Consider the following 24,800-nt stretch of genomic DNA (forward strand, 5'->3'; position numbering starts at 1 on the left):
GTGGCTTTTGAAGGATTAGCGGAACGACTCCAAGGGACGATCCAAAAGATTAAAGGTAAAGGGAAAGTATCGGAGCAAGACGTCAAAGAAATGATGCGTGAAGTCCGATTTGCTTTAATCGAGGCGGACGTTAACTTAAAAGTAGTAAAAGAATTTGTTAAAAAAGTAAGTGAACGTGCTGTCGGCGTGGACGTTATGCAAAGCTTAACTCCGGGTCAACAGGTTATTAAGATTGTTCAAGACGAATTAACGCAACTAATGGGTGGCGAACAAAGCCCGATTAAATTTAATACCAAGCCACCAACTGTTATTATGATGGTCGGCCTACAAGGTGCAGGTAAAACGACGACTTCTGGAAAATTAGCGAATGTGTTACGTAAGAAATACAATCGTAAACCATTATTAGTTGCGGCTGACGTTTATCGTCCTGCGGCGGTGCAACAATTACAAACATTAGGTAAGCAATTATCGCTTCCTGTATTTGCATTAGGCACTGATGTATCTCCTGTAGAAATCGCTCGTCAAGCAATAGAACTGGCAAAAGAAGAGCATCATGATGTTGTTATTATTGATACAGCAGGTCGTTTGCATATCGATGAAGATTTAATGCAAGAATTAAAAGATATTCGTGCGTTAAAAGAACCAGACGAAGTGTTCCTTGTTGTGGATGCTATGACAGGTCAAGATGCAGTAAATGTTGCGGAAAGCTTTAATGAGGCTGTTGGCATAACAGGCGTTGTTTTAACGAAGCTTGATGGGGATACACGTGGTGGTGCGGCATTATCAATTCGTTCAGTGACACAGAAACCGATTAAGTTCGTCGGTATGGGTGAAAAGATGGATGCACTTGAGCCGTTCCACCCAGAGCGTATGGCGTCTCGTATTTTAGGTATGGGTGATGTTTTATCACTTATTGAAAAAGCGCAAGCAAATGTTGATGAAGCAAAAGCAAAAGAACTAGAGGAAAAGTTCAAAACACAAAGCTTCACTTTAGATGATTTTGTTGAGCAGTTGCAACAAGTGAAGAAAATGGGCCCACTGGATGAAATTTTAAAAATGTTACCAGGCGCAAACAAAATCAAAGGCTTAGATAATGTTAAAGTTGATGATAAGCAAATGGGTCACGTTGAAGCAATTATTTACTCGATGACGCCTGCTGAAAAAACGAATCCAGAAATCATTAATGGTAGTCGTAAAAAACGAATTGCTCAAGGGTCTGGTACGTCGATTCAAGAGGTCAATCGTCTGTTGAAACAGTTCGATGAAATGAAAAAAATGATGAAGCAAATGACTGGTATGGCAACAGGTAAAGGTAAGAAAAAAATGAAATTACCAGGCTTTGATTCATTATTTAAGTAATATTTTTTAGGTGTTAAGAAAAAACACTTTACAAACATCACAAACATTGATAATATACTATCTTGTGTGAAACTTATTCGGAGGTGCTATTAAAATGGCAGTTAAAATTCGCTTAAAACGTATGGGAGCTAAAAAATCTCCTTTCTATCGTATCGTAGTTGCAGATGCTCGTTCACCACGTGACGGTCGTCAAATCGAAACAGTTGGTACTTACAACCCACTAACTCAACCAGCTACTGTAAACATTGATGAAGAGAAAGCTCTTAAATGGTTAACTGACGGTGCAAAACCATCAGATACAGTGCGTAACCTGTTCTCAGAACAAGGTATCATGGAGAAATTCCATAACCAAAAATTCAGTAAATAATCGGGGGAGACGTCTTTGAAGCAGCTGATTGAAGCAATCGTTTTACCGTTAGTCGATTATCCAGAAGAAGTCCGTATTGAGACGGACGAAAATGCAAATCGAATTGTTTATAAACTTTTTGTTCATCCAGAGGATCGAGGGAAAGTCATAGGCAAACAGGGGCGGGTTGCTAAAGCGATTCGTACAATTGTTTATTCAGCGGCAGGTAGTCACCATCAAAAAAAGACTTACGTCGATATATTGGATTGAATAGAAAAGATTTTCACGCTCGTTTACACGAGGGATAGTAGCTCCGCATCCAATGTGGTATTATCCCAATGTCCGGCATCGTGTCGGCCTCAAGCTTGGAGAATCCTGACAACCGTGCTTCTATGTGTTGAAAGGACTCAAAGTGACTTTGAGCGTGTTGTGTGAAAATCTGAACAAAGGAGGAGGGAGCTTGCTGGTTCCTTCCTTTTTTATATAGTACGGATAGCAAAAAGATTGCATAGAGGTGAAATTGGATGGAATGGTTTAATGTAGGCCGTATCGTCAATACGCACGGTATTCGCGGTGAGGTACGTATATTATCGACATCAGATTTTGAAGAGGAACGCTTTGTAGTGGGTAATAAACTTGCGGCGTTCAAAAAAGACGATAAAAAGCCAACGTGGGTAACAATTCAATCAGTACGCCGCCATAAAAATTTTATCTTGCTAACATTTGAAGGCATGAACAACATCAACTTGGTAGAGCCTTTTAAAGAAGGTATGCTAAAAGTTACCAAAGATCAAATGGCAGATGATTTATTAAAAGAAAATGAATATTTCTTCCATGAAATTATTGGCTGTGCGGTTGTATCTGAAGAAGGTGAAATGATTGGAGAAGTGAAGGATATTCTCCAAACAGGCGCAAACGATGTATGGGTTGTAAAAGATGCTAAAAAAGAGCATTACATTCCATACATCGAAGACATCGTAAAAGATATTGATGTGAAAGAAAAGAAAATCGTTATACACGTGATGGAAGGCTTGCTATGATGAATGTTCATGTATTAAGCCTATTTCCAGATATGTTTACAGGTGTGTTTGGTGCCTCGATTTTAAAAAAGGCACAGGAAAAAGGTGCTGTACAGTTAGAAGTAACAGATATCCGTGTATATTCAGGCAATAAGCACAATCAGGTGGACGATTATCCATATGGTGGTGGCGCGGGGATGGTGTTAAAGCCAGAACCGATGTTTAGCGCTGTAGAGGCAATAACAGCGGGAAAAAAGCCACGTATCATTTTGATGTGCCCACAGGGTGAACGCTTTACACAAAAAAAGGCAGAAGAGCTAGCTCAAGAAGAAGAATTAGTTTTTTTATGCGGACATTATGAAGGCTATGATGAACGTATACGTCAGCATCTTGTGACAGATGAAATCTCAATTGGAGATTTTGTATTAACTGGTGGAGAGTTAGGTGCCATGACAGTTATTGATAGTGTTGTCCGCCTTTTACCTGGCGTCTTAGGACAAGAGGATTCACATATACAAGATTCATTCTCGACGGGACTACTTGAGCATCCGCATTATACACGCCCAGCAGAATTTCGTGGCATGAAAGTGCCTGATGTTTTACTGTCAGGTAATCATGCAAAAATTGAACAATGGCGTGAGGAACAGTCATTAAAAAGAACATTTGAGCGTCGCCCAGATTTATTCGAACAGTATCCATTATCGGACAAGCAGAAAGCGTATCTCGAAAAACTAAAAAATGAACAATAATGATGCTTGCTTGCATGGAGTATTTGTGATAACATCTATTTTGTACTTCTATGTGAAGTACTGAATTACGATGTTCCGCTGTGGCATAGATTGCGTGCAAGAGCATCTGTCTAAGGAGAGAAAACAATGTCAAACATTATTACAGAAATTACAAAAGCTCAGCTTCGCACTGATCTACCAACTTTCCGTCCTGGTGATACTGTTAAGGTACACGTGAAAGTAGTAGAGGGTACTCGTGAACGTATCCAAGTATACGAAGGTGTAGTTATCAAACGTCGTGGTGGCGGTATTAGCGAAACTTTCACAGTTCGTAAAATTTCTTACGGTGTAGGTGTTGAACGTACATTCCCTGTACACACACCAAAAATCGCTAACTTAGAAGTTGTACGTCGTGGTAAAGTACGTCGTGCTAAACTTTACTACCTACGTAACTTACGTGGTAAAGCTGCTCGTATTAAAGAAATTCGATAATTATGACTTAAAAGTGAGGGGCTTGTGTAGCAAGCCCCTTTTCTTTTTGCTTGTCATCTTAAATAGCTATCATCTAAAATGAAGATAGACAAGGGGGCAATTCTCGATGGAAAAACAAGTGAAAGAAAAGAATGAATTATGGGAATGGACAAAGGCGCTTTTAATTGCATTTGCGATTGCAGCAGTTATTCGTTATTTTTTATTTACACCAATTGCAGTAGATGGTGAGTCCATGATGCCAACCCTTGAAGATGGCGACCGTATGATTGTCAACAAAATCGGTTACAAAATTGGCGAACCTAAACGCTTTGATATCGTTGTGTTCCATGCACCGGAGCAAAAAAATTACATTAAACGTGTAATTGGGTTACCGGGCGACACATTGGAATATAAAGATGATCAATTATATATTAATGGTGAAGCTATAGACGAGCCATATTTAGATGCTTATAAAGCAGAAATTACAGAAGGTACGTTAACAGAAGATTTTACGTTAAAGGACATCGATGTTTCGCTTGATGTAATTCCAGAAGGCTATGTTTTTGTTATGGGCGATAACCGTCGTTATAGTAAGGATAGCCGGCATATTGGCATCGTCGAACAGAAAGAAATTATTGGCAATACAAGCCTTATTTTCTGGCCATTTAACGATATTAAAATTGTAAAATAGTGTATGAAAGGGAGAGGCTAACACTCCCTTTTTCTTAACGTATAAAGAAGAATTAGTTTCTTAACAATGTCTCGCATTCTCGCTGCACGCTGAGATCACTTTGACTCCAAAGTTTTGCTTCGGGCTCTCCAATGCTTGTCGCGTGCGAAAAGGCGGGAATGCGCTTTTTTATTAGGAGGTATTGCAATGACCATACAATGGTTCCCTGGGCATATGGCAAAGGCCCGACGTGAAGTAACAGAAAAATTAAAACTAGTAGATATAATATTTGAATTAATCGATGCACGTTTACCATTATCTTCACGTAATCCAATGATTGATGAAGTAATTAACCAAAAACCGCGTCTGCTAATATTAAATAAGTCAGATATGGCGGATGAACAGGAAACGCGCAAATGGGTGGAGTACTTTGCGAAACGTGGACACAAAGCAGTGGCCATCAACTCCCTTGAAGGTAAAGGTTTACAGCTTGTAACAAAAGCAGCCCAAGAAATTTTAAAAGAAAAATTTGACCGCATGAAAGCCCGTGGTATGAAGCCAAGAGCCATTCGTGCAATGATTGTAGGTATTCCAAACGTTGGCAAATCAACACTTATTAATCGCTTAGCCAAAAAAAACATTGCGAAAACGGGTAACACGCCCGGTGTGACAAAAGCACAGCAATGGATAAAAGTCGGTAAAGAGCTTGAATTGCTTGATACGCCAGGTATTCTATGGCCAAAATTTGAAGATCAAGAAGTAGGTTATAAGTTGGCGTTAACAGGGGCTATAAAAGATACCATTACAAATATGGAGGATTTGGCCGTATATGGTCTGCGCTTCTTATCGGATCATTATCCAACACGTATGGAAGAGCGATATGGCTTTCAATTTATTCATGAAGATTTAGTTGAAACTTTCGATCATATTGGTAAGCTACGCCGTGTTTTTAGCACAGGGGGCGAAATCGATTATGACCAAGTAGCACAACTTATCGTGCGTGATATTCGTGGCTTACAACTAGGAAAACTAACATTTGACTTTGTTAACGAACAGCTTGACAAGGAAGCAGAGCAGCAATAATACTTGCAAAAAACTGTCATACTCACACAATAAATTGTGAGCGTGACAGTTTTTCTTTTAGGAATGGCACATGTTGCCGATAAATGATATAGAGTGATAAAAGGGAGTAACATATGAAAACTATTAAAGAGATTACTACAGCATTGAAAACGGCCGAGGACTGGCACGAATGGATGACTGAGATTGCAACCGATGAACGTGCAGGTGTGCAAAAGGCTTGGCTAAGTTGGAAAAAGTGTCAGCACAAAAAACAACAGCTATTACTGGCACATCAAGCAAAAATAGACTTCGATCAAAGTTATGGCGAGGCAGATGCTTTGATTGCTGGTGTTGATGAGGCAGGGCGTGGGCCGCTAGCAGGGCCAGTTGTAACAGCAGCCGTTATTTTGCCAAAAGACTGTGAAGAACTTGTTGGTTTAAATGATTCAAAACAGTTATCGAAGGATAAACGCAATGCCTTTGCAGCACTTGTGAAAAAGCATGCTATCAGTTACTCTATTCATTTTCAATCAACGGAAAAAATTGATGCTTTAAATATTTATGAAGCTACAAAACAATCCATGAAGACGAGTGTGGAAACGTTGTCTGTAAAGCCAAATTATGTACTTGTTGATGCGATGACATTACCGATTGCTATTCCACAAGATGCCATTATTAAAGGAGATGCAAAAAGCCTAGCAATTGCAGCAGCCTCCATTTTAGCGAAAACTGCACGAGATGAGTATATGGAACTATTGGACAAGGAATTTCCTATGTACGGCTTTGCGCAACATGCAGGATATGGAACGAAGCAACATCTAGAAGCGCTTGTAACATACGGACCGACGATACATCATCGCAAGTCGTTTGAACCCATAAAATCAATGTAAGAAAGGAGTATCAATATGACAGCCACATCATTTAATCCGATACAAATGCAACAAACTGCATTAACGCCAGCTAACCAGCCCCTAGCATTAAAGCAAGGGCAAGTGTTTCATGGCACCATTAAACAACTATTCCCAGATCAAATGGCAGAGATACAAGTGGGCAACCAGAAACTAATTGCAAAACTTGAAGTACCTCTTAAAGCTGGTGATGCTCATTTCTTTCAAGTGACAGGTACAAGCTCTCAAACAGAGCTGAAGGTTGTCACAGGTCCCATGGCACAAACAACCTCTCCGACACAACAGATGAATCAGTTACTTGAATCGATGAATTTACCTAAAACAACTGAAATGCAGCAAGTGTTAGCGCATTTTATGAAGGCACAAATACCGATTTCTAAGGAACAACTTATACAAGCAGAGATGTGGCTAAAAGCATTGCCAGAAGGCATATCGAAGGCAGACGCATTACTAGCTTTGCAAAAAATGGTCGAGCTTAAAATGCCCATGACCAATGACATATTTCAAGCACTTGTCAGCGGGCAAAAAACAGCGGGAATGTCGGCTACAATGGATGCCTTTGCACAGTTGTTAGCTAAGGATACAATGTTAGCGGAAAACCTAAAGCAAAATTTAATGCAACAAGTACAAGCAATTGCCAAGCCGTTTGAAGTGGAAACTGGCAGCTTAATGCTTGCAAAATCTATACAAATAGTGAGTAATGATGCTGGCTCAATGAGTGAGCGCTTACAAGCTTTGCATGTTTTGAAAGATGCTGGCGTGCTACCACAGCAAGCGACATTACAAAATTGGTCTACGCTAATGGCAAACAATTCAAAGACACAACCAACTACAATGCATCAGGCAGGGCAGGCTATTCAAGCAATTTTAACAGCAAAGCCTGAAAATACAGCACAGCTCATTGAACAGCTAAAAACATGGACGACAGGCCAAAACTTATTAACGAATGAACAAAAGCAACAACTACATCAAATAATCGACAGATTTAGTCAATTGCCGCCAAGTAAGCAAGCACTTGAAGTTTTTGCAAAACAAATGCAAGAACATCTCATTAAGGCATTTGCCCAAAATACACCAGAACGCTTATTTACTCAAGATTCAAATGGTTTATCATCAAAAGATCAATTATTGTCCCTAGTAAACCGTGAATTAGTCACGCCTACCCAAAACGAAGCATTGATGCGTAATCTAGTGAAGGTTGGAATTGAATCCCCACAACCAATGATTCAGCAAATACTTACACAAGCAGATGCTCATGTACAAAGTTCAATGGATAGTAAAGCGATGGAACATGCACTTAAAACGGTCTTAAAAAGTCTGGGAATTAGCTATGAGGCAGCGCTTGCTAATAAGTCTGCTGATTTACAGTCGATTGCTCATCAATTAAAGCCGCAGCTTCATACATTGTTGCAGGAGGCGCAGGTTACTCCTCAACTGAGGGAAGCGGCAGAAATGTTAATGACACGTATGAATGGTATGCAACTTGCATCCGGTGAAAGTGGACATCAGCATCAACTAGTTATGCAAGTTCCACTTGAATTTTTTGGGAAAAAGATGGATGCAACCCTACAGTGGAACGGACGTATGAAGGATGATGGTAAAATTGATGCCAATTATGCGCGCATTTTATTCTACCTACAAATGGCATCAATGCAAGAGACAGTTATTGATATGCAAGTTCAAAATCGTGTCGTTTCTGTGACGGTATTCAATGAAAATGTTGATATCTCCCCGCTTGCAGAGCCACTAAAAGCGGCGTTAAAAGCAGGATTAGCAGAAAAAGAATATCAGCTATCAGGTGTTTTTATTAAACAATTTGAAAAAGCTAAACTTAAACCTGAAAAAATACTCACTGTAGTAGAACAGCAGGAGGGACATAGCGGGGTGGATTTCCGCATATGAGTGATGAAAAAATTATTCGAAAAGAAGCAATTGCCCTTACTTATCAGAAGGGTAGGTTTGATAGCCCGACGGTAGTGGCAAAAGGAAAAGGGAAAGTTGCGGAAAACATATTAGCACGTGCAAATGAGCATGATGTACCGATTTATGAGGATCCCAACCTTGTGCAATTACTTGGACAATTAGATTTAAATGAGTCGATACCTGAAGAATTATATCAAGCTGTGGCCGAAGTATTTGCATTTATTTATCGTTTAGACCAACAACATGGACAAAATAATAGAAAAAATAAAGTATTCTGATTTTTAGAATTCTCTGTTTTAGTACACAAAACAGAGAAAAACGTCATAATAAACAATAATATCCGAACAAAGGACAAAGTGTAGACTTTATCAGAATCTTTAGTTAGAATAGGTATGTTAGTAAAACAATTTTGTAAATGTTTGATGGGAGGATGTATTATGAATATCCATGAATATCAAGGGAAAGAACTTCTGAGAAAATATGGTGTAGCTGTACCCAACGGAAAAGTAGCTTTTTCCCCTGATGAAGCAGTGAAGGTAGCGAAGGAACTTGGCTCAAACGTTACTGTAGTCAAGGCGCAAATTCATGCGGGTGGACGCGGTAAAGCAGGTGGTGTAAAAATCGCTAAGAACCTTGATGAAGTGCGTACTTACGCAAAGGAATTATTAGGGAAAGTTTTAGTGACACATCAAACAGGTCCAGAAGGCAAAGAAGTAAAACGCTTGTACATTGAAGAGGGTTCTGATATTCAAAAAGAGTATTATCTAAGTCTAGTATTAGACCGCGCTACATCTCGTGTAACGGTGATGGGTTCTGAAGAGGGCGGCATGGATATTGAAGAAGTAGCGGAAGCACACCCAGAAAAAATCTTCAAAGAGGTTGTTGATCCAGTAATTGGCTTAACAAGCTTCCAAGCACGTCGCATGGCGTTTAATATGAATATTCCAGCAAACCTTGTAGGGAAAGCTGTTAAGTTAATGTTAGGCTTATATCAAGCATTTATCGACAAGGATGCTTCAATTGTAGAAATTAATCCACTTGTTGTAACTGGACAAGGGGATGTTATAGCATTAGATGCTAAATTCAACTTCGATGCGAATGCATTGTACCGTCATAAAGATATTGTCGAATTACGCGATTTTGATGAGGAAGATGCAAAAGAAATCGAGGCTTCAAAATATGACCTAAGCTATATTTCGTTGGATGGCAACATCGGCTGTATGGTAAATGGTGCTGGTCTTGCTATGGCGACAATGGATACAATCAGCTACTACGGCGGAAGTCCCGCTAACTTCCTTGATGTAGGGGGCGGCGCAACAGCTGAAAAAGTAACAGAAGCATTCAAAATAATCCTTTCTGATTCACATGTAAAAGGAATTTTTGTCAACATTTTCGGTGGTATTATGAAATGTAACATTATTGCTGAAGGTGTCGTAACAGCAGCAAAAGAAATTGGTTTAGCTGTACCGTTAGTAGTTCGTTTAGAAGGTACGAATGTAGAGCTTGGAAAAGAAATTTTAAACGCATCTGGTTTAAACATCGTAGCAGCGGATTCAATGGCTGACGGTGCACAAAAAATTGTGGAACTAGTAGGCTAAGGAAGGCAGGGAGAACAATGGCTGTATTTATTAACAAAGATACAAAGGTAATTGTACAAGGGATTACAGGCGAAACAGCGCTATTCCATACAAAGCAAATGCTTGACTACGGTACAAAAATCGTAGCAGGCGTAACACCTGGTAAGGGTGGTCTTGAAATAGAGGGTGTTCCTGTATTTAATACAGTGACAGAAGCTGTAGCGGCAACAGGCGCAACAGCATCGGTTATTTACGTACCTGCACCATTTGCAGCGGATGCGATTTTAGAAGCTGTGGACGCTGAACTAGAATTAACAATTTGTATTACAGAGCATATTCCTGTCCTTGATATGGTAAAAGTTAAACGCTATATGGAAGGCAAAAAAACACGCCTAGTAGGTCCAAACTGTCCAGGTGTTATTACAGCTGATGAATGTAAGATTGGTATTATGCCAGGATATATTCATACTAAAGGTCATGTAGGGGTTGTTTCTCGTTCTGGTACATTAACATATGAGGCAGTTCACCAATTAACACAAGCTGGTATTGGTCAAACAACAGCCGTTGGAATTGGAGGAGACCCAGTTAATGGGACAAACTTTATCGATGCACTTGAAGCATTCAACAATGACCCAGAGACATACGCAGTTGTCATGATTGGAGAAATTGGTGGTACAGCTGAAGAAGAAGCAGCTGAATGGATCAAAGCAAATATGACAAAACCTGTCGTTGGCTTTATCGGTGGTCAAACAGCTCCTCCAGGAAAACGAATGGGCCACGCAGGTGCCATTATTTCTGGTGGTAAAGGAACAGCAGCTGAAAAAATTAAGGCAATGAATGCAGCAGGCATTGAAGTTGCGGAAACGCCATCAGTGATTGGTGAAACACTTATTAAAGTAATTAAAGAAAAAGGGCTATACGAAAAGTGTAAAACCCATTAAAATGGAAGATGTAGCACATTGTGGCTACATCTTTTTCTCTGTCTAGGTATTTGCGCTGCCTAGGTCGTAACTTTTTTCGCAGGCGTGTATGCGAGCGGACGCAAATACACTTTTCTACTTTTATTGTGGTGAAATGAAAAATGCGGTCATTTAATTTCTTCTATTAAAAAAGGAGGCTTTTAAATGGTTTTTTCAGTAGATCTACAGAGACTGCTAGCTTTGCATTATATATATCCATTACCACTCCAAAAACTTCAACAGTTATTGTCCCCGGTGGATGTATTAAGTTATTTTGAAGAAGCGCATCCGACTGAGATTGCGAAAGCATTACAAATGCCATTGTCAAAAGCGCAGCGAATGTCTCAAAGTTTTCAGCGCATAATTAGCTTGTCGTTTGAAGAAGCCTATGCACAGGCTAATATTTTCCCCATACCCTTTCATCACCCTTATTATCCAGCGCAATTATTTGAAATACCAAGTCCACCTACTGTATTGTATGTGAAAGGTCAATATTCACTGTTAGCAAGTAATAAACAGGTAGCTATTATAGGCTCTAGAAAGGCTACAGCCTATACAAAGACTGCAATGGACTTAATTGTCCCGCCGCTTGTTGAACACGAATACACGGTCGTGAGTGGGCTTGCACGTGGAGCAGATACAATGGCTCATGAGGCAACAATTAAGGTGGGTGGAAAAACAATTGCTGTGCTGGGACATGGTTTTCATCATGTTTATCCAAAAGAAAACCAAGCTCTTGCTAAAAAAATGGCAGAGTGTCAATTACTTGTCACAGAATATCCACCTTATATAAAACCGGAAAAATGGCACTTTCCCATGCGCAATCGCATAATTAGTGGTCTGTCGCAAGCATTAGTAGTGACAGAAGCGGCACTGAGAAGTGGCACCCTTATTACAACTGAATGCGCATTAGAGCAAGGAAAGGATGTTTTTGTTGTGCCGGGGCCGATTGATGCTGAGCAGTCAAAAGGGACAAATAAGTTAATTTTAGAAGGAGCTATTCCTGTGTGTAACGGCTATCAAATCGTTGAAACACTAGCGCTCTTTTCTAGCAAAAATTGAAAAAAAGTTGCATTATCTTAAAATCTGTTATACATTTTGCAACAGGTAACATAAAAAAATTAGCATTAGACCTCGCTAAGGGGGAGACATAGATGGCGGATTATTTAGTGATTGTAGAATCACCAGCAAAAGCAAAAACAATTGAGCGTTATTTAGGAAAAAAATACAAAGTAAAAGCGTCGGTCGGGCATGTTCGAGACCTACCACGTAGCCAAATGGGCATTGATACTGAAAATAACTACGAACCAAAATATATTACAATTCGCGGTAAAGGTCCTGTTTTACAGGAACTAAAGTCTGCGGCTAAAAAAGTTAAGAAAATATATCTAGCAGCCGATCCAGACCGCGAGGGAGAAGCAATTGCTTGGCACCTTGCGACTGCGTTAAATATTGATATTCATTCGGATTGCCGTGTCGTCTTCAATGAAATTACAAAAGATGCAATTCTTGAATCTTTTAAGAACCCTCGTTCCATTAACATGGATTTAGTGGATGCCCAGCAAGCTAGACGTATGTTAGACCGATTAGTAGGGTATAACATTAGTCCGATTCTTTGGAAGAAAGTAAAAAAAGGTTTATCAGCAGGACGTGTACAATCTGTAGCACTGCGCATGATTATTGATCGTGAAAATGAAATTAAAAACTTTCAGCCAGAAGAGTACTGGACAATTGAAGGTTCCTTTGAAAAGGGAAAGAAAACTTTTGATGCCCTTTACTATGGAGATGGCAAAGACAAAATAAAATTAACAAATGAAGCGCAAGTAAAGTCCATATTAAAAAGCGTAAAAGGTACCGCATTTAACGTGGTGAATGTAACGAAAAAAGAACGTAAAAGAAATGCAGCACCTGCTTTCACGACATCTTCTTTACAACAAGAGGCGGCTCGTAAGTTAAACTTCCGTGCGAAGAAAACCATGATGCTTGCACAACAATTGTATGAAGGTATTGATATCGGTAAAAAAGAAGGAACAGTCGGTTTGATTACGTATATGCGTACGGATTCGACACGTATTTCTGAAACAGCCAAAACAGAAGCAATCTCATATATCGAATCAAAGTATGGAAAAGAATTTATCGCAACAGAGATCAAGCAGGCCAAAAAAGCGTCAAATGCTCAAGACGCCCATGAGGCAATCCGTCCGACAAGTACAATGCGCACACCAGAAGAACTAAAAGCTGTACTTAGCCGTGACCAATTACGCTTATACCGTTTGATTTGGGAGCGCTTTATCGCAAGTCAAATGGCACCAGCTGTACTAGATACAGTTGCTGTTGACCTTCAAAATGGTGACGTATTGTTCCGTGCAAATGGCTCACAAGTAAAATTTGCCGGCTTTATGAAACTATATATAGAAGGTACTGATGACCAAACGGAAGAAACAACAAAACTTCTACCTGAAATGGAAATTGGTGATCAAGTAAAATCTCTTGAAATCGAACCGAAGCAACATTTTACACAGCCACCACCACGTTATTCAGAGGCGCGCCTTGTAAAAACAATGGAAGAGATAGGTATAGGGCGCCCGTCCACATATGCACCGACCCTCGATACATTACAGCGCCGTGGCTATGTCGTGTTAGATACAAAGCGATTCATGCCAACAGAGTTGGGTGAAATCGTACACCAACTCGTACTAGAATTTTTCCCAGATATTATAAATATCGAATTTACTGCGAAAATGGAACAGGATCTAGATGATGTAGAGGAAGGCAGCCGTCAATGGGTAGATGTAATTGATGAATTTTATAAAGATTTCGAGGTTCATGTGAAGCATGCAGATGCTGAGATGGAAAAAGTCGTGATTAAAGATGAACCTGCTGGTGAAGATTGTGAAAAATGTGGTTCGCCAATGGTCTATAAATTGGGCAGATATGGGAAATTCATGGCCTGCTCAAACTTCCCAGATTGTCGCAATACAAAAGCCATCATGAAACCTATTGGTGTAAAATGTCCATCTTGTGAAACGGGCGAAATTGTAGAGCGTAAAAGTAAAACAAAGCGTTTATTCTATGGCTGCAACCAGTATCCTGAGTGCGAGTTTGTATCATGGGACAAGCCAATAAGTAGACCATGTCCGAAATGTAGTGCATTATTAGTAGAGAAAAAACTGAAAAAAGGTGTGCAAATTCAGTGCACGAAATGTGATTACGAAGAAACACCTACTCAATGATAGAAAGATGGTAAGAACATGACTGAACAAGTAGTAAATGTTATAGGTGCTGGTCTTGCGGGAAGTGAGGCAGCATGGCAAATTGCTAAACGCGGCGTAAAAGTTCGACTTTATGAAATGCGCCCAGTAAAGCAGACACCGGCTCACCATACTGATAAATTTGCAGAGCTTGTATGCTCAAATTCATTACGTGCAAATACATTAACAAATGCTGTAGGTGTTATTAAAGAAGAAATGCGTATGTTAGATTCCGTAATTTTAAAAGCGGCTGATGCGTGTTCGGTACCAGCAGGTGGAGCCCTTGCAGTTGATCGTCACGAATTTGCAGGCTATGTCACAGAAGCGGTCAAAAATCATCCTCTAGTGGAGGTTATTCACGAAGAAGTGACAAATATCCCGGAAGGTATTACTGTTATTGCAACCGGGCCACTAACTTCTAAAGCATTAGCTGAAAAAATTCAAGGTTTAACAGGTCTTGATTACCTGTATTTCTATGATGCAGCGGCGCCTATTATTGAAAAAGATAGCATTGATATGGATAAGGTTTATTTGAAATCTCGTTATGATAAAGGCGAAGCGGCGTATTTAAACTGCCCAATGACCAAAGAGGAATTTGACCGTTTCCGTCAAGCGTTAATCGATGCAGAAGTAGTGCCATTAAAAGAGTTTGAAAAAGAGATTTACTTTGAAGGGTGTATGCCTATTGAAGTCATGGCAGCACGTGGCGAAAAAACAATGCTTTTTGGCCCGATGAAGCCAGTAGGACTAGAAGATCCGAAAACGGATAAACGTCCATATGCTGTTGTACAATTACGTCAAGATGATGCGGCGGGTACACTTTATAATATCGTGGGCTTCCAAACACATTTAAAATGGGGACCACAAAAAGAAGTACTACAATTAATTCCTGGTTTAGAAAATGTTGAAATTGTCCGTTATGGTGTAATGCACCGAAATACGTTTATTAACTCGCCAAAAGTATTGGAAAAAACGTATCAGCTACGCGAGCATAAAAACATTTTCTTCGCTGGTCAAATGACCGGTGTAGAAGGATATGTAGAGTCAGCTGGAAGTGGGCTAATTGCCGGGATTAATGCGGCACGTTTAGCTTTAGGACAAGAACCGCTTATTTTCCCATTTGAAACAGCGATGGGAAGCATGGCGCGTTATATAACAGAAGCGCAGTCCAAGAATTTCCAACCGATGAATGTCAACTTTGGCATTTTCCCTGAATTACCACCAGGTCGTCGTTCAAAACCTGAGCGTGCTGAAATGCATGCGACACGTGCTTTGACAACGATTCAAAATTTTGTGAATTCGCAAACAATTTAATTGCTAAAAGCCTCTAAAAGTTGATATACTTTTAGAGGCTTTTTCTTTTTTTGTAGACAAAATGCTTAGTTACACGCATTTTATTATTTTGTATTGAGATTTTCTCAAAATACAACCTTTTTCACTTGCTATATTACGAAGATAGGTATAGTGTCAATATGTATGTTTTTTAAAGATTACTAAATCGGTTAGCAAACATGAGGGATGACAATGTTTTGTCCTTTAAATTTGTTGATGTTAGTAATGTAAGAAGGTTACGAATAATTCGTTGGTGGTGAATCTTTTATGATAGTTTCGTCCCAAGAAGCACTTGAACAGTTCATGCTTTACATCCAAGTAGAAAAAAACTTCTCTGTTCATACGGTGCGAGAATATGAATCAGACCTCCTAGAATTTTTAACGTTTTTACAGGCAGAGGACGTTAAAGATTTATCGAGTGTTGAGTATATACATGCACGTCTTTATGTTACGAAGTTGTACGATGAAAAAAAAGCAAGATCTTCTGTGTCAAGAAAAATTTCTTCAATTCGCTCCTTTTTTCGCTTCCTAAATAGACAGTACGGGTACGATGATGCCGCATTTCGTTCACTTTATCATCCGAAAAAAGAATCACGTTTACCAAGTTTTTTCTACGAAGAAGAATTGATGCAACTTTTTGATGCAAATGTAGGAGAAGATTTGAAATCGTTGCGAAACATGGCTATTTTAGAGTTGTTATATGCAACTGGCATTCGTGTGAGTGAGCTTACATCCATTATGATTGAAGATATAGATTTTCATTATTCTATTGTTCGGGTAATGGGTAAAGGACGAAAAGAGCGCATTATTCCGTTTGGTCAATTTGCGAGTGTAGCTTTGCGAGATTACATCGAGCAGGCTCGTCCGCGCTTGATGAAAAAAACAGTTCATCAGCAAGTGTTTGTCAACATGCGCGGTGGGGAACTTACACCACGAGGGGTACGTCATATTTTAAACGAAATGATTGATAAGGCCTCACTTCATACAAAAATATACCCGCATATGCTTCGCCATACATTTGCAACGCATTTACTGAATAATGGCGCAGATTTACGTACGGTACAGGAGTTGCTGGGGCACTCACATTTATCTTCTACACAAGTTTACACACATGTAACAAATGAGCATCTTCGTCAAACATATATGAATGCTCATCCACGGGCATAATAGAGGCTAAGGAGGAAGGCAAATGGGACAAATTCATGCGACAACGATATTTGCAGTTCATCATAATGGCGGGTGTGCTATGGCTGGAGACGGTCAAGTGACGCTTGGTAATGCAGTTGTGATGAAAGGTACAGCAAGGAAGGTCAGACGTCTGTTTAATGGGCAGGTGCTTGCTGGTTTTGCAGGCTCGGTAGCCGATGCTTTTACACTTTTTGAAATGTTTGAAGCCAAATTAAATGAATACAATGGTAATTTACAACGCGCGGCTGTAGAAGTTGCGAAGCAATGGCGTGGTGATAAAATGTTGCGTCAATTAGAGGCAATGTTACTTGTGATGGATAAAACTACGTTATTACTTGTTTCGGGTACAGGAGAAGTCATTGAACCAGATGATGGTATTTTGGCAATTGGTTCAGGTGGCAATTATGCATTATCAGCAGGTCGTGCCCTTAAAAAGTATGCGGGAGAAACAATGTCTGCCCGAGAAATTGCAGAGGCCGCATTAGAAACAGCGGCTGAAATATGTGTATTTACAAACCATAATATTATCGTGGAGGCGCTTAACTAATGACACAACACACCTTAACGCCAAGACAGATTACTGAGCATTTGGATCGTTATATCGTTGGACAAAATGAAGCGAAACGAGCAGTCGCAATTGCGTTGCGTAATCGTTATCGTCGTTCTCTCTTATCTGATGACATGAAGGATGAGGTCATTCCGAAAAATATTTTGATGATTGGACCTACAGGTGTTGGGAAAACAGAAATTGCCAGAAGAATTGCAAAGTTGACGAATGCTCCGTTTGTTAAGGTTGAAGCAACGAAATTCACAGAAGTAGGCTACGTTGGACGTGACGTAGAGTCCATGGTACGTGATGTTGTAGAAGCTTCCCATCGTCTTGTGAAGGAAGAAATGATGGAATCCGTACAAGAACAAGCTGAGGAATTAGCGAATGAGGCAATTGTTAAACTGCTTGTTCCTTCCTTACGTAAAAAGCAAGCTATGCAAAATCCATTTGAAATGTTATTTGGTGGCAAAGAACAACAGTCACAAGAAGATACATCTTCTGAGGAAACTGAAGTGCGTTCAAAACGTGCACAAATCGCTATTGATTTACGTAACGGTAAATTAGAAAATGAGTGGATTACTGTTGAAGTAACAGAGCAAAACCCTTCTATTTTTGATGCATTACAGGGGACGGGAATGGATATGTCAGCAAATAGCGGTATGCAAGATATGCTATCCAGCTTAATGCCGAAAAAACAGAAGAAACGCCGTTTACAAGTAAAGGATGCTCGACGTGTTTTAACAATTGAAGAAGCAAATAAGCTGATAGACGCAGACGAAGTAGCGCAAGAAGCTGTGTCTAGAGCAGAACAATCGGGCATTATTTTTATCGATGAAATAGATAAAATTGCAAGTAAAGAAAATAATTCTTCTGCGAGTGTTTCACGAGAAGGCGTACAGCGTGATATTCTGCCAATCGTAGAAGGTTCTACAGTAACGACTAAATATGGTGCTGTCAAAACGGACTATATGCTGTTCATTGCGGCTGGCGCTTTCCATATGTCTAAGCCTTCCGATTTAATTCCGGAATTACAAGGGCGATTCCCTATTCGTGTCGAACTAGAAAAGTTAACAAAACAAGATTTTGTGCGTATTTTGCAAGAACCAGATCAATCACTTATATTGCAATATAAAGCGTTGTTAGAAACAGAAGGCGTAGATATAAACTTTGCAGATGATGCCATTAATCGTATTGCAGAAATCGCAACTGAAGTTAATCAAGAAACCGATAATATCGGAGCGCGTCGATTACACACTATTTTAGAACGATTGCTTGAAGAATTATCATTTGAGGCGTCAGAGATTGCTCCGGCTAATATTGCGATTACAGCAGCATATGTGGACCAAAAACTGGCGGGCATAGTAAAAAACAAAGATTTGTCACAGTTTATATTGTAAGATAAGGCTGAATAGTATTATTCAGTTGTGAAAACCTTTAGAATATTAAGTAAATACTCTTCGGATTATTTATAGGAGGAACATATAATGAATTTATTAGAAAAAACACGTAAAATTAACTCGATGCTACAGGCATCTGCTGGTAAGCCAGTAAACTTTAAGGAAATGGCAGACACATTAGGTGATATTATTGATAGTAATGTTTATATTGTAAGCCGCAAAGGGAAACTTTTAGGTATATCAATCCACCAACAAATCGAAAATGAACGTATGAAAAAAATGTTCGAACAACGCCAATTTCCAGAAGAATATACACATAGCTTATTTACTATCTCTGAGACGTCATCGAATTTAGGTATTAACGATGAACATACTGCATTCCCGGTTGAAAACAAAGAATTATTCCAAAATGCATTAACAACAATTGTACCGATTGTTGGTGGTGGTGAACGTTTAGGTACTTTAATTCTTGCTCGTTTATCTGCTCAATTCGAGGATGATGATTTAATTCTTGCTGAGTATGGTGCAACAGTAGTGGGTATGGAAATTTTACGTGAAAAATCTGAGGAAATCGAAGAAGAAGCTCGAAGCAAAGCTGTTGTGCAAATGGCCATTAACTCCCTTTCATACAGTGAATTAGAAGCAATCGAACATATTTTTGAGGAACTTGATGGTAATGAAGGTTTACTAGTTGCTTCAAAAATTGCAGACCGAGTGGGCATTACACGTTCAGTTATCGTAAACGCATTACGTAAACTAGAATCTGCGGGTGTAATCGAATCTCGTTCTCTTGGCATGAAGGGTACTTACATTAAAGTATTAAACGATAAATTCTTAAACGCGCTAGCTGAAATTAAAATGAAATAAAATGATTAACTGATAGGCTCTCTCAAAGTTTTTTGAGGGGGCCTTTTTTTTTGCGTGTCAATGTACAACAAAAGTGGTAAAATTGGTTGTTATTTCATTCGGGATTTTTAAAGTGGTGAAATTAGTTGCTATTTCACTATTGACATTTATTTGGAGAAAATGTGTCGAAATTGGTGAAGTTAAAAATAGGGAATTTTTCAATACTAATATAGTAAGCACTGTCGAAATGGTGTTAAATAACTAGAAAAAGATAGAAAATGCGTGAAAACTAGTCCTGTAAAGGGTTAAGATAGTTTTGTCCTGGGTCGTCGGAATAAAAAATAGGGCGGATATACTATTAAAAAGTGACAAAAGACAATAGACACTACGTAGCATCTTAATTACAATTGTATTACTGGATAAATTAACAAGGAATAGAAGAAATAAAAGAGGTGAATGGTTTTGAATTTATTTGGAGGAACTATTAGTAGCCTGGAAAATGGACTTTCCTATGCCACTTTGAATCATAAAACAATCGCAAATAACATTGCGAATGTCGATACGCCGAATTATAAGGCGAAAAATGTAAGTTTTAAGGATATGTTGGAAACAGAGAAGGAAATCTCTATTTCGGCATATCGTACGGATAATAGACATTATGATTTCTCAATTAGACAATCTACGCCTGGTGTAAGTAACATGGATGGCTTACGCTATCGAAATAACGGAAATGGTGTAGATATGGATGCTGAACAAGCGAAATTAGCAGAAAATCAAATCTATTATAATGCCTTGATTGATCGTGTAAACGGTAAGTTAAATTCATTAAATACAGTTATTAAAGGAGGTAAGTAATAAATGTCTATCTTTCATGGGATGAATACCACTGCCTCTGCTTTAACGGCGCAACGATTACGAATGGATGTCATCTCTTCTAATATGGCAAATACTGATACAACACGTGCAAGACAGGTAAATGGTGAATGGGAGCCTTATCGACGTAAGTCTGTCACTCTTACTGCTCAAGAAAACCAATTTTCAAAATACTTTAATGTTGCACTTGGTAAAAATGCAAAAAGTGGTGTTGGGAATGGCGTGAAGGTTACGCAAATTAAAGAAGATAGAGAAACACCGTTCAAATTGGTGTATGATCCGACACATCCAGATGCCAATGCAGATGGCTATGTCAATATGCCGAATGTGGATCCATTAAAAGAAATGGTGGATTTAATGTCTGCCACTCGTTCTTACGAGGCCAACATAACAGTTTTCAATGCCAATAAATCTATGCTTACAAAAGCTTTAGAGATTGGTAAATAATACAATGCTAAGAAAGGATGATACATAATGACAATTTCGTCCGTTTCACTAATGACACCTACTCAGGTTGTAAACGAAACAAATAAATTGAATACGACACCTTATGAAGCACAGCAGAGCTTTGCAAATTCGTTAAAAGAAGCTATTTCAAAAGTAAATGATCAGCAGATTACTTCTGATAATTTTACTAAAAAGCTAATAACTGGTGGAGATGTAGAGTTGCACGAAGTGATGATTGCATCACAAAAGGCGAGCGTTACATTAAATGCAACATTAGAAGTTCGCAATAAGGTGATTGAAGCTTACCAAGAAATAATGCGAATGAGTGTCTAACTTTATTGAACAGGTGATGAGATGCACCATTAAATAAAGACAAGTTTCCCATAGTCAGATATTTTATGCCTGTATAGCTAGAATTTTGAACTATGGGATACCACTGTTATCGCGAATTATTAATTGCTAGGTTATTCACTATAACCGGAGGATTCATAATGAATGAACGATTGACGAAAATTAAAAACGACACCAGCCAATTTTGGACTAGTCGGAGTAAAAAACAAAAAGGTTTAATGATTGGTTCAGTACTAGGTGTTATAGCACTTGCAGCTATTATTACATTTTTCGCTACAAAAACTACATATGTTCCACTCTATAAAGATTTGTCGACGAGAGAAATTGGACAAGTGAAAGAGGCATTGGATACCCAAGGTGTGAAATATGAAATAGCACCAGGGGGAACTTCCATACTAGTACCTGAGCAACAAGCGGATGCTCTATTAGTGCAATTAGCATCTGAAGGGTATCCTCAAACAGGTACGATTGATTATTCATTTGCAAACAGCTCTGGCTTTGGGATGACAGATAACGAGTTTAACTTATTGAAAAAAGCAGCAACTGAAACTGAGATTGGCAAACTGATTAATAATCTAGAAGGTGTGAAAGATGCAAAAGTTATGATTACTCTACCTGAAGAGGGTGTATTCGTAACAGATGTAAAAGAAGAGGCAAGTGCTTCTATTGTTTTAAATACAGATCCTGGCTATAAATTTACAGAACAACAAATTGCCACAATGTACAACTTAGTATCAAAAAGTATACCGAATTTAAGCACAGACAATATCGTTATTTCCAATCAATTCTCTGAGTACTTTGATTTAAATGCTGCAACAGCTGATGCTTCATCAACAACTACAGCTGAAGGTCAATTACAGATGAAAAAAATGGTCGAACGTGACTTGCAACGTCAAGTGCAAAATATGCTGGGTACATTAATGGGGCAAGATAAAGTAATTGCTTCTGTTACAACAGATATTGACTTTAAAAAAGAAAACCGTGAAGAAAATTTAGTGACGCCTGTTGATGAAGAAAATATGGATGGCATTGCTATAAGCGCACAACGTATTACTGAGTCCTATTCTGGTTCAGGTGCAGCAGCAACGGGTACACCTGAAGCTGAAACAACAACAGATAACTTCACAACTTATAATGAAGGTGCAACGGGTGATGGAGATTACGAACGTACGGAAGAAACTATTAATAATGATGTCAACCGTATCCGAAAAGATATTCAAGAGGCACCTTATAAAATTCAAGATATCGGCATACAAGTAATTGTTGAGCCGCCGACAGCAGCAGACGCAGCGTCACTACCAGATGGGGTGCTAGAAGATATCGAGAAAATTTTAAGCACTATTGTTCGTACAACAATTTCCAAGGATGTAGCGGCTGAACTTACTCAAGAGCAAATTGATGAAAAAGTGGCTGTTTCAGTACAATCCTTAAATGGTAAAGCAACAGATGTGGGTAGTGAAACTCCAGTTATCCCATGGTGGGTTTGGGTTATTGGAGGCATTTTACTAGCTGTCATCCTATTACTAGCATTCTTCATCATTCGTTCTCGTAAACGTGCGAAGGAAGAAGAAGAACTTAGTATCCTAGAAGAACAAGAAGAACTAATGATCGATGATATTAATGAAGAAATTGAAACGGAAGCTACAATGCGTCGTAAGCAACTTGAAAAAATGGCAAAAGAGAAGCCAGACGATTTTGCGAAGTTACTGCGTAGTTGGATTGCGGAAGACTAACTAGGAGGTTCGGCTGTGTCCAAGAAAGATAAGGAATTAACCGGAAAACAAAAGGCCGCACTCTTGTTAATTTCACTAGGGCCTGAGGTTTCAGCTTCTGTCTATAAACATTTAACTGAAGAAGAAATTGAACGTTTAACGTTAGAAATTTCAAGTGTTAAAAAAGTAGAAGCGAACGTGAAAGAAGAAATAATAGAAGAATTCCATAATATTGCCCTTGCGCAAGATTATATTACACAAGGTGGTATTGGTTACGCGAAAACAGTACTTGAGAAAGCACTTGGCATGGAACAAGCCCAAACGATTATTAATCGTTTAACATCCTCTTTACAAGTGCGACCTTTCGACTTTGCACGTAGAGCTGACCCATCGCAAATTTTTAACTTTATTCAAAATGAGCATCCGCAAACAATTGCCCTTATTCTGTCTTATTTAGAAGCAGGGCAAGCAGGTGTTATTTTATCTTCACTTCCGCAAGAGGTGCAGGCAGATATCGCCAAACGTATAGCAATGATGGAGTCAACTTCACCAGAAGTAATTAGTGAAATTGAGTCTGTATTAGAACGTAAATTATCATCTACTGTTACGCAGGATTACACAGAAACAGGTGGCATCGATGCTGTCGTTGAAGTATTAAATGGCGTGGATAGACAAACAGAAAAAACCATTCTTGATGCACTCGAAATTCAAGATCCTGAACTTGCTGAAGAAATCAAAAAACGCATGTTTGTATTCGAAGATATCGTGACGCTCGACAACCGCTCAATTCAGCGTGTTATTCGGGATTGTGAAAATGAAGATTTACTGCTTTCAATGAAAGTGTCAAGTGAAGAAGTAAAAGATATAATTTTCCGCAATATGTCACAACGAATGGCTGATACGTTTAAAGAAGAAATGGAGATTATGGGACCTGTACGTTTACGTGACGTAGAGGAAGCACAATCAAGAATTGTAGCTGTAATCCGTCGCTTAGAGGATGCTGGTGAGATTATTATTGCACGTGGTGGAGGAGATGACGTCATTGTCTAGAATCATCCGTTCTGTTTACACACAGTCCAATGGCGAAAATGTGAAAGAGATACAAATTCGTGACATGTTTGAAATACCTGAGATTGAGACAGATGAAATAGCTCACACTCGAATTACGATGGAAGACATGCTTGAAGAACGTGATCGATTGCTTGCAGAAGCAAGATTCACTCTTCAGAACGAACGTGCAGCTTTTGAAGAAGAAAAACAATCATACCTCCAAGAGATTGAGCACATGAAACAAAGTTGGAAAGAAGAACGACCTAATCGCGTACAAGAAGCTTATGATGAAGGCTATGGTCAAGGATATGAGGATGGCACAAACAGAGCTAATGAGGCAATGACACAATCTCTACAAACAGCCAACGAAGTTATTGTCCAAGCTAGGGAAAATGCTCGGAAATATATTCAAGATCAAGAGGCCATCATTTTAGAACTTGGATTGACAGCGGCAGAGCGAATAATAGGTGCTTCATTAGAACGAGACGATGAATTGTTTGCATCAATCGTCAGAAGAGGGCTAAAAGAAGCGAGAGAAATGAAAGAAATAAAAATCTACGTTTCGCCAACCTATTACGGGTTAATTACTGCAAATCGTGATGAATTAGCTGAAATGTTCCCGGCGGATGTACCATTTATGATTTTTGTAAATGAAGATTTAGATAACGAAACAGATTGTTTTATCGAAACGAATCATGGCCGTATCGTCGTAAGCATCGACGAGCAACTAAACGAATTAAGATTAAAACTGCATGAAATATTAGAAAGTAAGGAATGATCT

Annotated in this window: 26 protein-coding genes; all 26 read left to right on the plus strand. The window is 39.0% G+C overall.

Annotated features, from left to right (window positions below):
- The 26 genes from ffh to fliH all read left to right on the plus strand — a co-directional run bounded on the left by ffh (position 1) and on the right by fliH (position 24,797).
- Positions 1 to 1,359 (plus strand): signal recognition particle protein, encoded by a 1,359-nt coding sequence (ffh, locus tag H131_RS07130; protein ID WP_010858418.1) that lies wholly within the window; start codon positions 1 to 3, stop codon positions 1,357 to 1,359.
- 94 nt (positions 1,360 to 1,453) lie between these two features.
- Complete coding sequence (gene rpsP, locus H131_RS07135; protein WP_010858419.1) at positions 1,454 to 1,726, plus strand: 30S ribosomal protein S16; 273 nt, start codon at positions 1,454 to 1,456, stop codon at positions 1,724 to 1,726.
- 15 nt (positions 1,727 to 1,741) lie between these two features.
- The gene (locus H131_RS07140) at positions 1,742 to 1,975 is read left to right on the plus strand and encodes a KH domain-containing protein (protein ID WP_004269410.1); all 234 of its coding nucleotides are present in this window, start codon (positions 1,742 to 1,744) and stop codon (positions 1,973 to 1,975) included.
- 254 nt (positions 1,976 to 2,229) lie between these two features.
- Positions 2,230 to 2,745: a ribosome maturation factor RimM gene (gene rimM / locus H131_RS07145; protein WP_010858420.1), complete on the plus strand. Its 516-nt coding sequence runs from the start codon at positions 2,230 to 2,232 to the stop codon at positions 2,743 to 2,745.
- Positions 2,745 to 3,473 (plus strand): tRNA (guanosine(37)-N1)-methyltransferase TrmD, encoded by a 729-nt coding sequence (gene trmD / locus H131_RS07150; protein WP_010858421.1) that lies wholly within the window; start codon positions 2,745 to 2,747, stop codon positions 3,471 to 3,473. The genes rimM and trmD overlap by 1 nt, the downstream gene beginning before the upstream one ends.
- 126 nt (positions 3,474 to 3,599) lie before the next feature.
- Positions 3,600 to 3,944: a 50S ribosomal protein L19 gene (rplS, locus tag H131_RS07155; RefSeq protein ID WP_010858422.1), complete on the plus strand. Its 345-nt coding sequence runs from the start codon at positions 3,600 to 3,602 to the stop codon at positions 3,942 to 3,944.
- Between the two features lie 106 nt (positions 3,945 to 4,050).
- Positions 4,051 to 4,614, plus strand: a complete 564-nt coding sequence (lepB, locus tag H131_RS07160; protein WP_010858423.1) for a signal peptidase I — start codon at positions 4,051 to 4,053, stop codon at positions 4,612 to 4,614.
- Positions 4,615 to 4,800: 186 nt separating this feature from the next.
- Positions 4,801 to 5,676 carry a ribosome biogenesis GTPase YlqF gene (ylqF, locus tag H131_RS07165; RefSeq protein ID WP_010858424.1) on the plus strand — a complete coding sequence of 292 codons (876 nt, stop codon included), beginning with the start codon at positions 4,801 to 4,803 and terminating at the stop codon, positions 5,674 to 5,676.
- Between the two features lie 113 nt (positions 5,677 to 5,789).
- Positions 5,790 to 6,545, plus strand: coding sequence for a ribonuclease HII (locus H131_RS07170; RefSeq protein WP_010858425.1), 756 nt, complete (start codon positions 5,790 to 5,792; stop codon positions 6,543 to 6,545).
- 15 nt (positions 6,546 to 6,560) lie between these two features.
- Positions 6,561 to 8,465, plus strand: a complete 1,905-nt coding sequence (locus tag H131_RS07175) for a hypothetical protein (protein WP_010858426.1) — start codon at positions 6,561 to 6,563, stop codon at positions 8,463 to 8,465.
- Positions 8,462 to 8,764: an EscU/YscU/HrcU family type III secretion system export apparatus switch protein gene (locus tag H131_RS07180; RefSeq protein ID WP_010858427.1), complete on the plus strand. Its 303-nt coding sequence runs from the start codon at positions 8,462 to 8,464 to the stop codon at positions 8,762 to 8,764. The genes H131_RS07175 and H131_RS07180 overlap by 4 nt, the downstream gene beginning before the upstream one ends.
- Before the next feature lie 159 nt (positions 8,765 to 8,923).
- Positions 8,924 to 10,084, plus strand: coding sequence for an ADP-forming succinate--CoA ligase subunit beta (gene sucC, locus H131_RS07185; protein ID WP_010858428.1), 1,161 nt, complete (start codon positions 8,924 to 8,926; stop codon positions 10,082 to 10,084).
- A gap of 17 nt (positions 10,085 to 10,101) precedes the next feature.
- Positions 10,102 to 11,004 (plus strand): succinate--CoA ligase subunit alpha, encoded by a 903-nt coding sequence (sucD, locus tag H131_RS07190; RefSeq protein WP_010858429.1) that lies wholly within the window; start codon positions 10,102 to 10,104, stop codon positions 11,002 to 11,004.
- A 183-nt stretch (positions 11,005 to 11,187) separates the two neighbouring features.
- Positions 11,188 to 12,084, plus strand: coding sequence for a DNA-processing protein DprA (gene dprA, locus H131_RS07195; RefSeq protein WP_010858430.1), 897 nt, complete (start codon positions 11,188 to 11,190; stop codon positions 12,082 to 12,084).
- Positions 12,085 to 12,176: 92 nt separating this feature from the next.
- The gene (gene topA / locus H131_RS07200; protein ID WP_010858431.1) at positions 12,177 to 14,255 is read left to right on the plus strand and encodes a type I DNA topoisomerase; all 2,079 of its coding nucleotides are present in this window, start codon (positions 12,177 to 12,179) and stop codon (positions 14,253 to 14,255) included.
- A gap of 18 nt (positions 14,256 to 14,273) precedes the next feature.
- On the plus strand, positions 14,274 to 15,587 hold the full coding sequence (gene trmFO, locus H131_RS07205; protein WP_010858432.1) for an FADH(2)-oxidizing methylenetetrahydrofolate--tRNA-(uracil(54)-C(5))-methyltransferase TrmFO: 1,314 nt from the start codon (positions 14,274 to 14,276) through the stop codon (positions 15,585 to 15,587).
- Positions 15,588 to 15,872: 285 nt separating this feature from the next.
- The gene (xerC, locus tag H131_RS07210; RefSeq protein WP_010858433.1) at positions 15,873 to 16,772 is read left to right on the plus strand and encodes a tyrosine recombinase XerC; all 900 of its coding nucleotides are present in this window, start codon (positions 15,873 to 15,875) and stop codon (positions 16,770 to 16,772) included.
- A 22-nt stretch (positions 16,773 to 16,794) separates the two neighbouring features.
- Positions 16,795 to 17,340 (plus strand): ATP-dependent protease subunit HslV, encoded by a 546-nt coding sequence (gene hslV, locus H131_RS07215; protein WP_010858434.1) that lies wholly within the window; start codon positions 16,795 to 16,797, stop codon positions 17,338 to 17,340.
- Positions 17,340 to 18,740, plus strand: a complete 1,401-nt coding sequence (gene hslU, locus H131_RS07220; protein WP_010858435.1) for an ATP-dependent protease ATPase subunit HslU — start codon at positions 17,340 to 17,342, stop codon at positions 18,738 to 18,740. Before hslV ends, hslU begins: the two co-directional genes overlap by 1 nt.
- An 87-nt stretch (positions 18,741 to 18,827) precedes the next feature.
- On the plus strand, positions 18,828 to 19,607 hold the full coding sequence (gene codY / locus H131_RS07225; RefSeq protein ID WP_010858436.1) for a GTP-sensing pleiotropic transcriptional regulator CodY: 780 nt from the start codon (positions 18,828 to 18,830) through the stop codon (positions 19,605 to 19,607).
- A 441-nt stretch (positions 19,608 to 20,048) separates the two neighbouring features.
- Positions 20,049 to 20,441 (plus strand): flagellar basal body rod protein FlgB, encoded by a 393-nt coding sequence (flgB, locus tag H131_RS07230; protein ID WP_010858437.1) that lies wholly within the window; start codon positions 20,049 to 20,051, stop codon positions 20,439 to 20,441.
- Positions 20,442 to 20,444: 3 nt separating this feature from the next.
- The gene (gene flgC, locus H131_RS07235; protein ID WP_010858438.1) at positions 20,445 to 20,906 is read left to right on the plus strand and encodes a flagellar basal body rod protein FlgC; all 462 of its coding nucleotides are present in this window, start codon (positions 20,445 to 20,447) and stop codon (positions 20,904 to 20,906) included.
- A gap of 27 nt (positions 20,907 to 20,933) precedes the next feature.
- On the plus strand, positions 20,934 to 21,239 hold the full coding sequence (gene fliE / locus H131_RS07240; RefSeq protein WP_010858439.1) for a flagellar hook-basal body complex protein FliE: 306 nt from the start codon (positions 20,934 to 20,936) through the stop codon (positions 21,237 to 21,239).
- Between the two features lie 158 nt (positions 21,240 to 21,397).
- Positions 21,398 to 22,990, plus strand: a complete 1,593-nt coding sequence (fliF, locus tag H131_RS07245; protein ID WP_010858440.1) for a flagellar basal-body MS-ring/collar protein FliF — start codon at positions 21,398 to 21,400, stop codon at positions 22,988 to 22,990.
- Positions 22,991 to 23,005: 15 nt separating this feature from the next.
- Positions 23,006 to 24,019, plus strand: coding sequence for a flagellar motor switch protein FliG (gene fliG / locus H131_RS07250; protein WP_010858441.1), 1,014 nt, complete (start codon positions 23,006 to 23,008; stop codon positions 24,017 to 24,019).
- A complete protein-coding gene (gene fliH / locus H131_RS07255) occupies positions 24,012 to 24,797 on the plus strand; it encodes a flagellar assembly protein FliH (RefSeq protein WP_010858442.1) in 786 nt (261 codons plus the stop codon). The genes fliG and fliH overlap by 8 nt, the downstream gene beginning before the upstream one ends.
- The last annotated feature ends 3 nt before the right edge of the window (positions 24,798 to 24,800 follow it).

It is taken from the genome of Lysinibacillus sphaericus OT4b.31, from assembly GCF_000392615.1.
Lineage (GTDB): Bacteria > Bacillota > Bacilli > Bacillales_A > Planococcaceae > Lysinibacillus > Lysinibacillus sphaericus_B.

Excerpts from the sequence above, each read along its gene's own strand:
- xerC (WP_010858433.1), top strand. The coding sequence starts at position 15,873 with ATGATAGTTTCGTCCCAAGAAGCACTTGAACAGTTCATGCTTTACATC.
- codY (WP_010858436.1), top strand. The coding sequence starts at position 18,828 with ATGAATTTATTAGAAAAAACACGTAAAATTAACTCGATGCTACAGGCA.
- sucD (WP_010858429.1), top strand. The coding sequence starts at position 10,102 with ATGGCTGTATTTATTAACAAAGATACAAAGGTAATTGTACAAGGGATT.
- rpsP (WP_010858419.1), top strand. The coding sequence starts at position 1,454 with ATGGCAGTTAAAATTCGCTTAAAACGTATGGGAGCTAAAAAATCTCCT.
- fliE (WP_010858439.1), top strand. The coding sequence starts at position 20,934 with ATGACAATTTCGTCCGTTTCACTAATGACACCTACTCAGGTTGTAAAC.
- hslU (WP_010858435.1), top strand. The coding sequence starts at position 17,340 with ATGACACAACACACCTTAACGCCAAGACAGATTACTGAGCATTTGGAT.
- H131_RS07180 (WP_010858427.1), top strand. The coding sequence starts at position 8,462 with ATGAGTGATGAAAAAATTATTCGAAAAGAAGCAATTGCCCTTACTTAT.
- H131_RS07175 (WP_010858426.1), top strand. The coding sequence starts at position 6,561 with ATGACAGCCACATCATTTAATCCGATACAAATGCAACAAACTGCATTA.
- rplS (WP_010858422.1), top strand. The coding sequence starts at position 3,600 with ATGTCAAACATTATTACAGAAATTACAAAAGCTCAGCTTCGCACTGAT.
- rimM (WP_010858420.1), top strand. The coding sequence starts at position 2,230 with ATGGAATGGTTTAATGTAGGCCGTATCGTCAATACGCACGGTATTCGC.
- fliF (WP_010858440.1), top strand. The coding sequence starts at position 21,398 with ATGAATGAACGATTGACGAAAATTAAAAACGACACCAGCCAATTTTGG.
- hslV (WP_010858434.1), top strand. The coding sequence starts at position 16,795 with ATGGGACAAATTCATGCGACAACGATATTTGCAGTTCATCATAATGGC.
- ylqF (WP_010858424.1), top strand. The coding sequence starts at position 4,801 with ATGACCATACAATGGTTCCCTGGGCATATGGCAAAGGCCCGACGTGAA.
- sucC (WP_010858428.1), top strand. The coding sequence starts at position 8,924 with ATGAATATCCATGAATATCAAGGGAAAGAACTTCTGAGAAAATATGGT.
- lepB (WP_010858423.1), top strand. The coding sequence starts at position 4,051 with ATGGAAAAACAAGTGAAAGAAAAGAATGAATTATGGGAATGGACAAAG.
- trmFO (WP_010858432.1), top strand. The coding sequence starts at position 14,274 with ATGACTGAACAAGTAGTAAATGTTATAGGTGCTGGTCTTGCGGGAAGT.
- topA (WP_010858431.1), top strand. The coding sequence starts at position 12,177 with ATGGCGGATTATTTAGTGATTGTAGAATCACCAGCAAAAGCAAAAACA.
- dprA (WP_010858430.1), top strand. The coding sequence starts at position 11,188 with ATGGTTTTTTCAGTAGATCTACAGAGACTGCTAGCTTTGCATTATATA.
- H131_RS07170 (WP_010858425.1), top strand. The coding sequence starts at position 5,790 with ATGAAAACTATTAAAGAGATTACTACAGCATTGAAAACGGCCGAGGAC.
- trmD (WP_010858421.1), top strand. The coding sequence starts at position 2,745 with ATGAATGTTCATGTATTAAGCCTATTTCCAGATATGTTTACAGGTGTG.
- flgC (WP_010858438.1), top strand. The coding sequence starts at position 20,445 with ATGTCTATCTTTCATGGGATGAATACCACTGCCTCTGCTTTAACGGCG.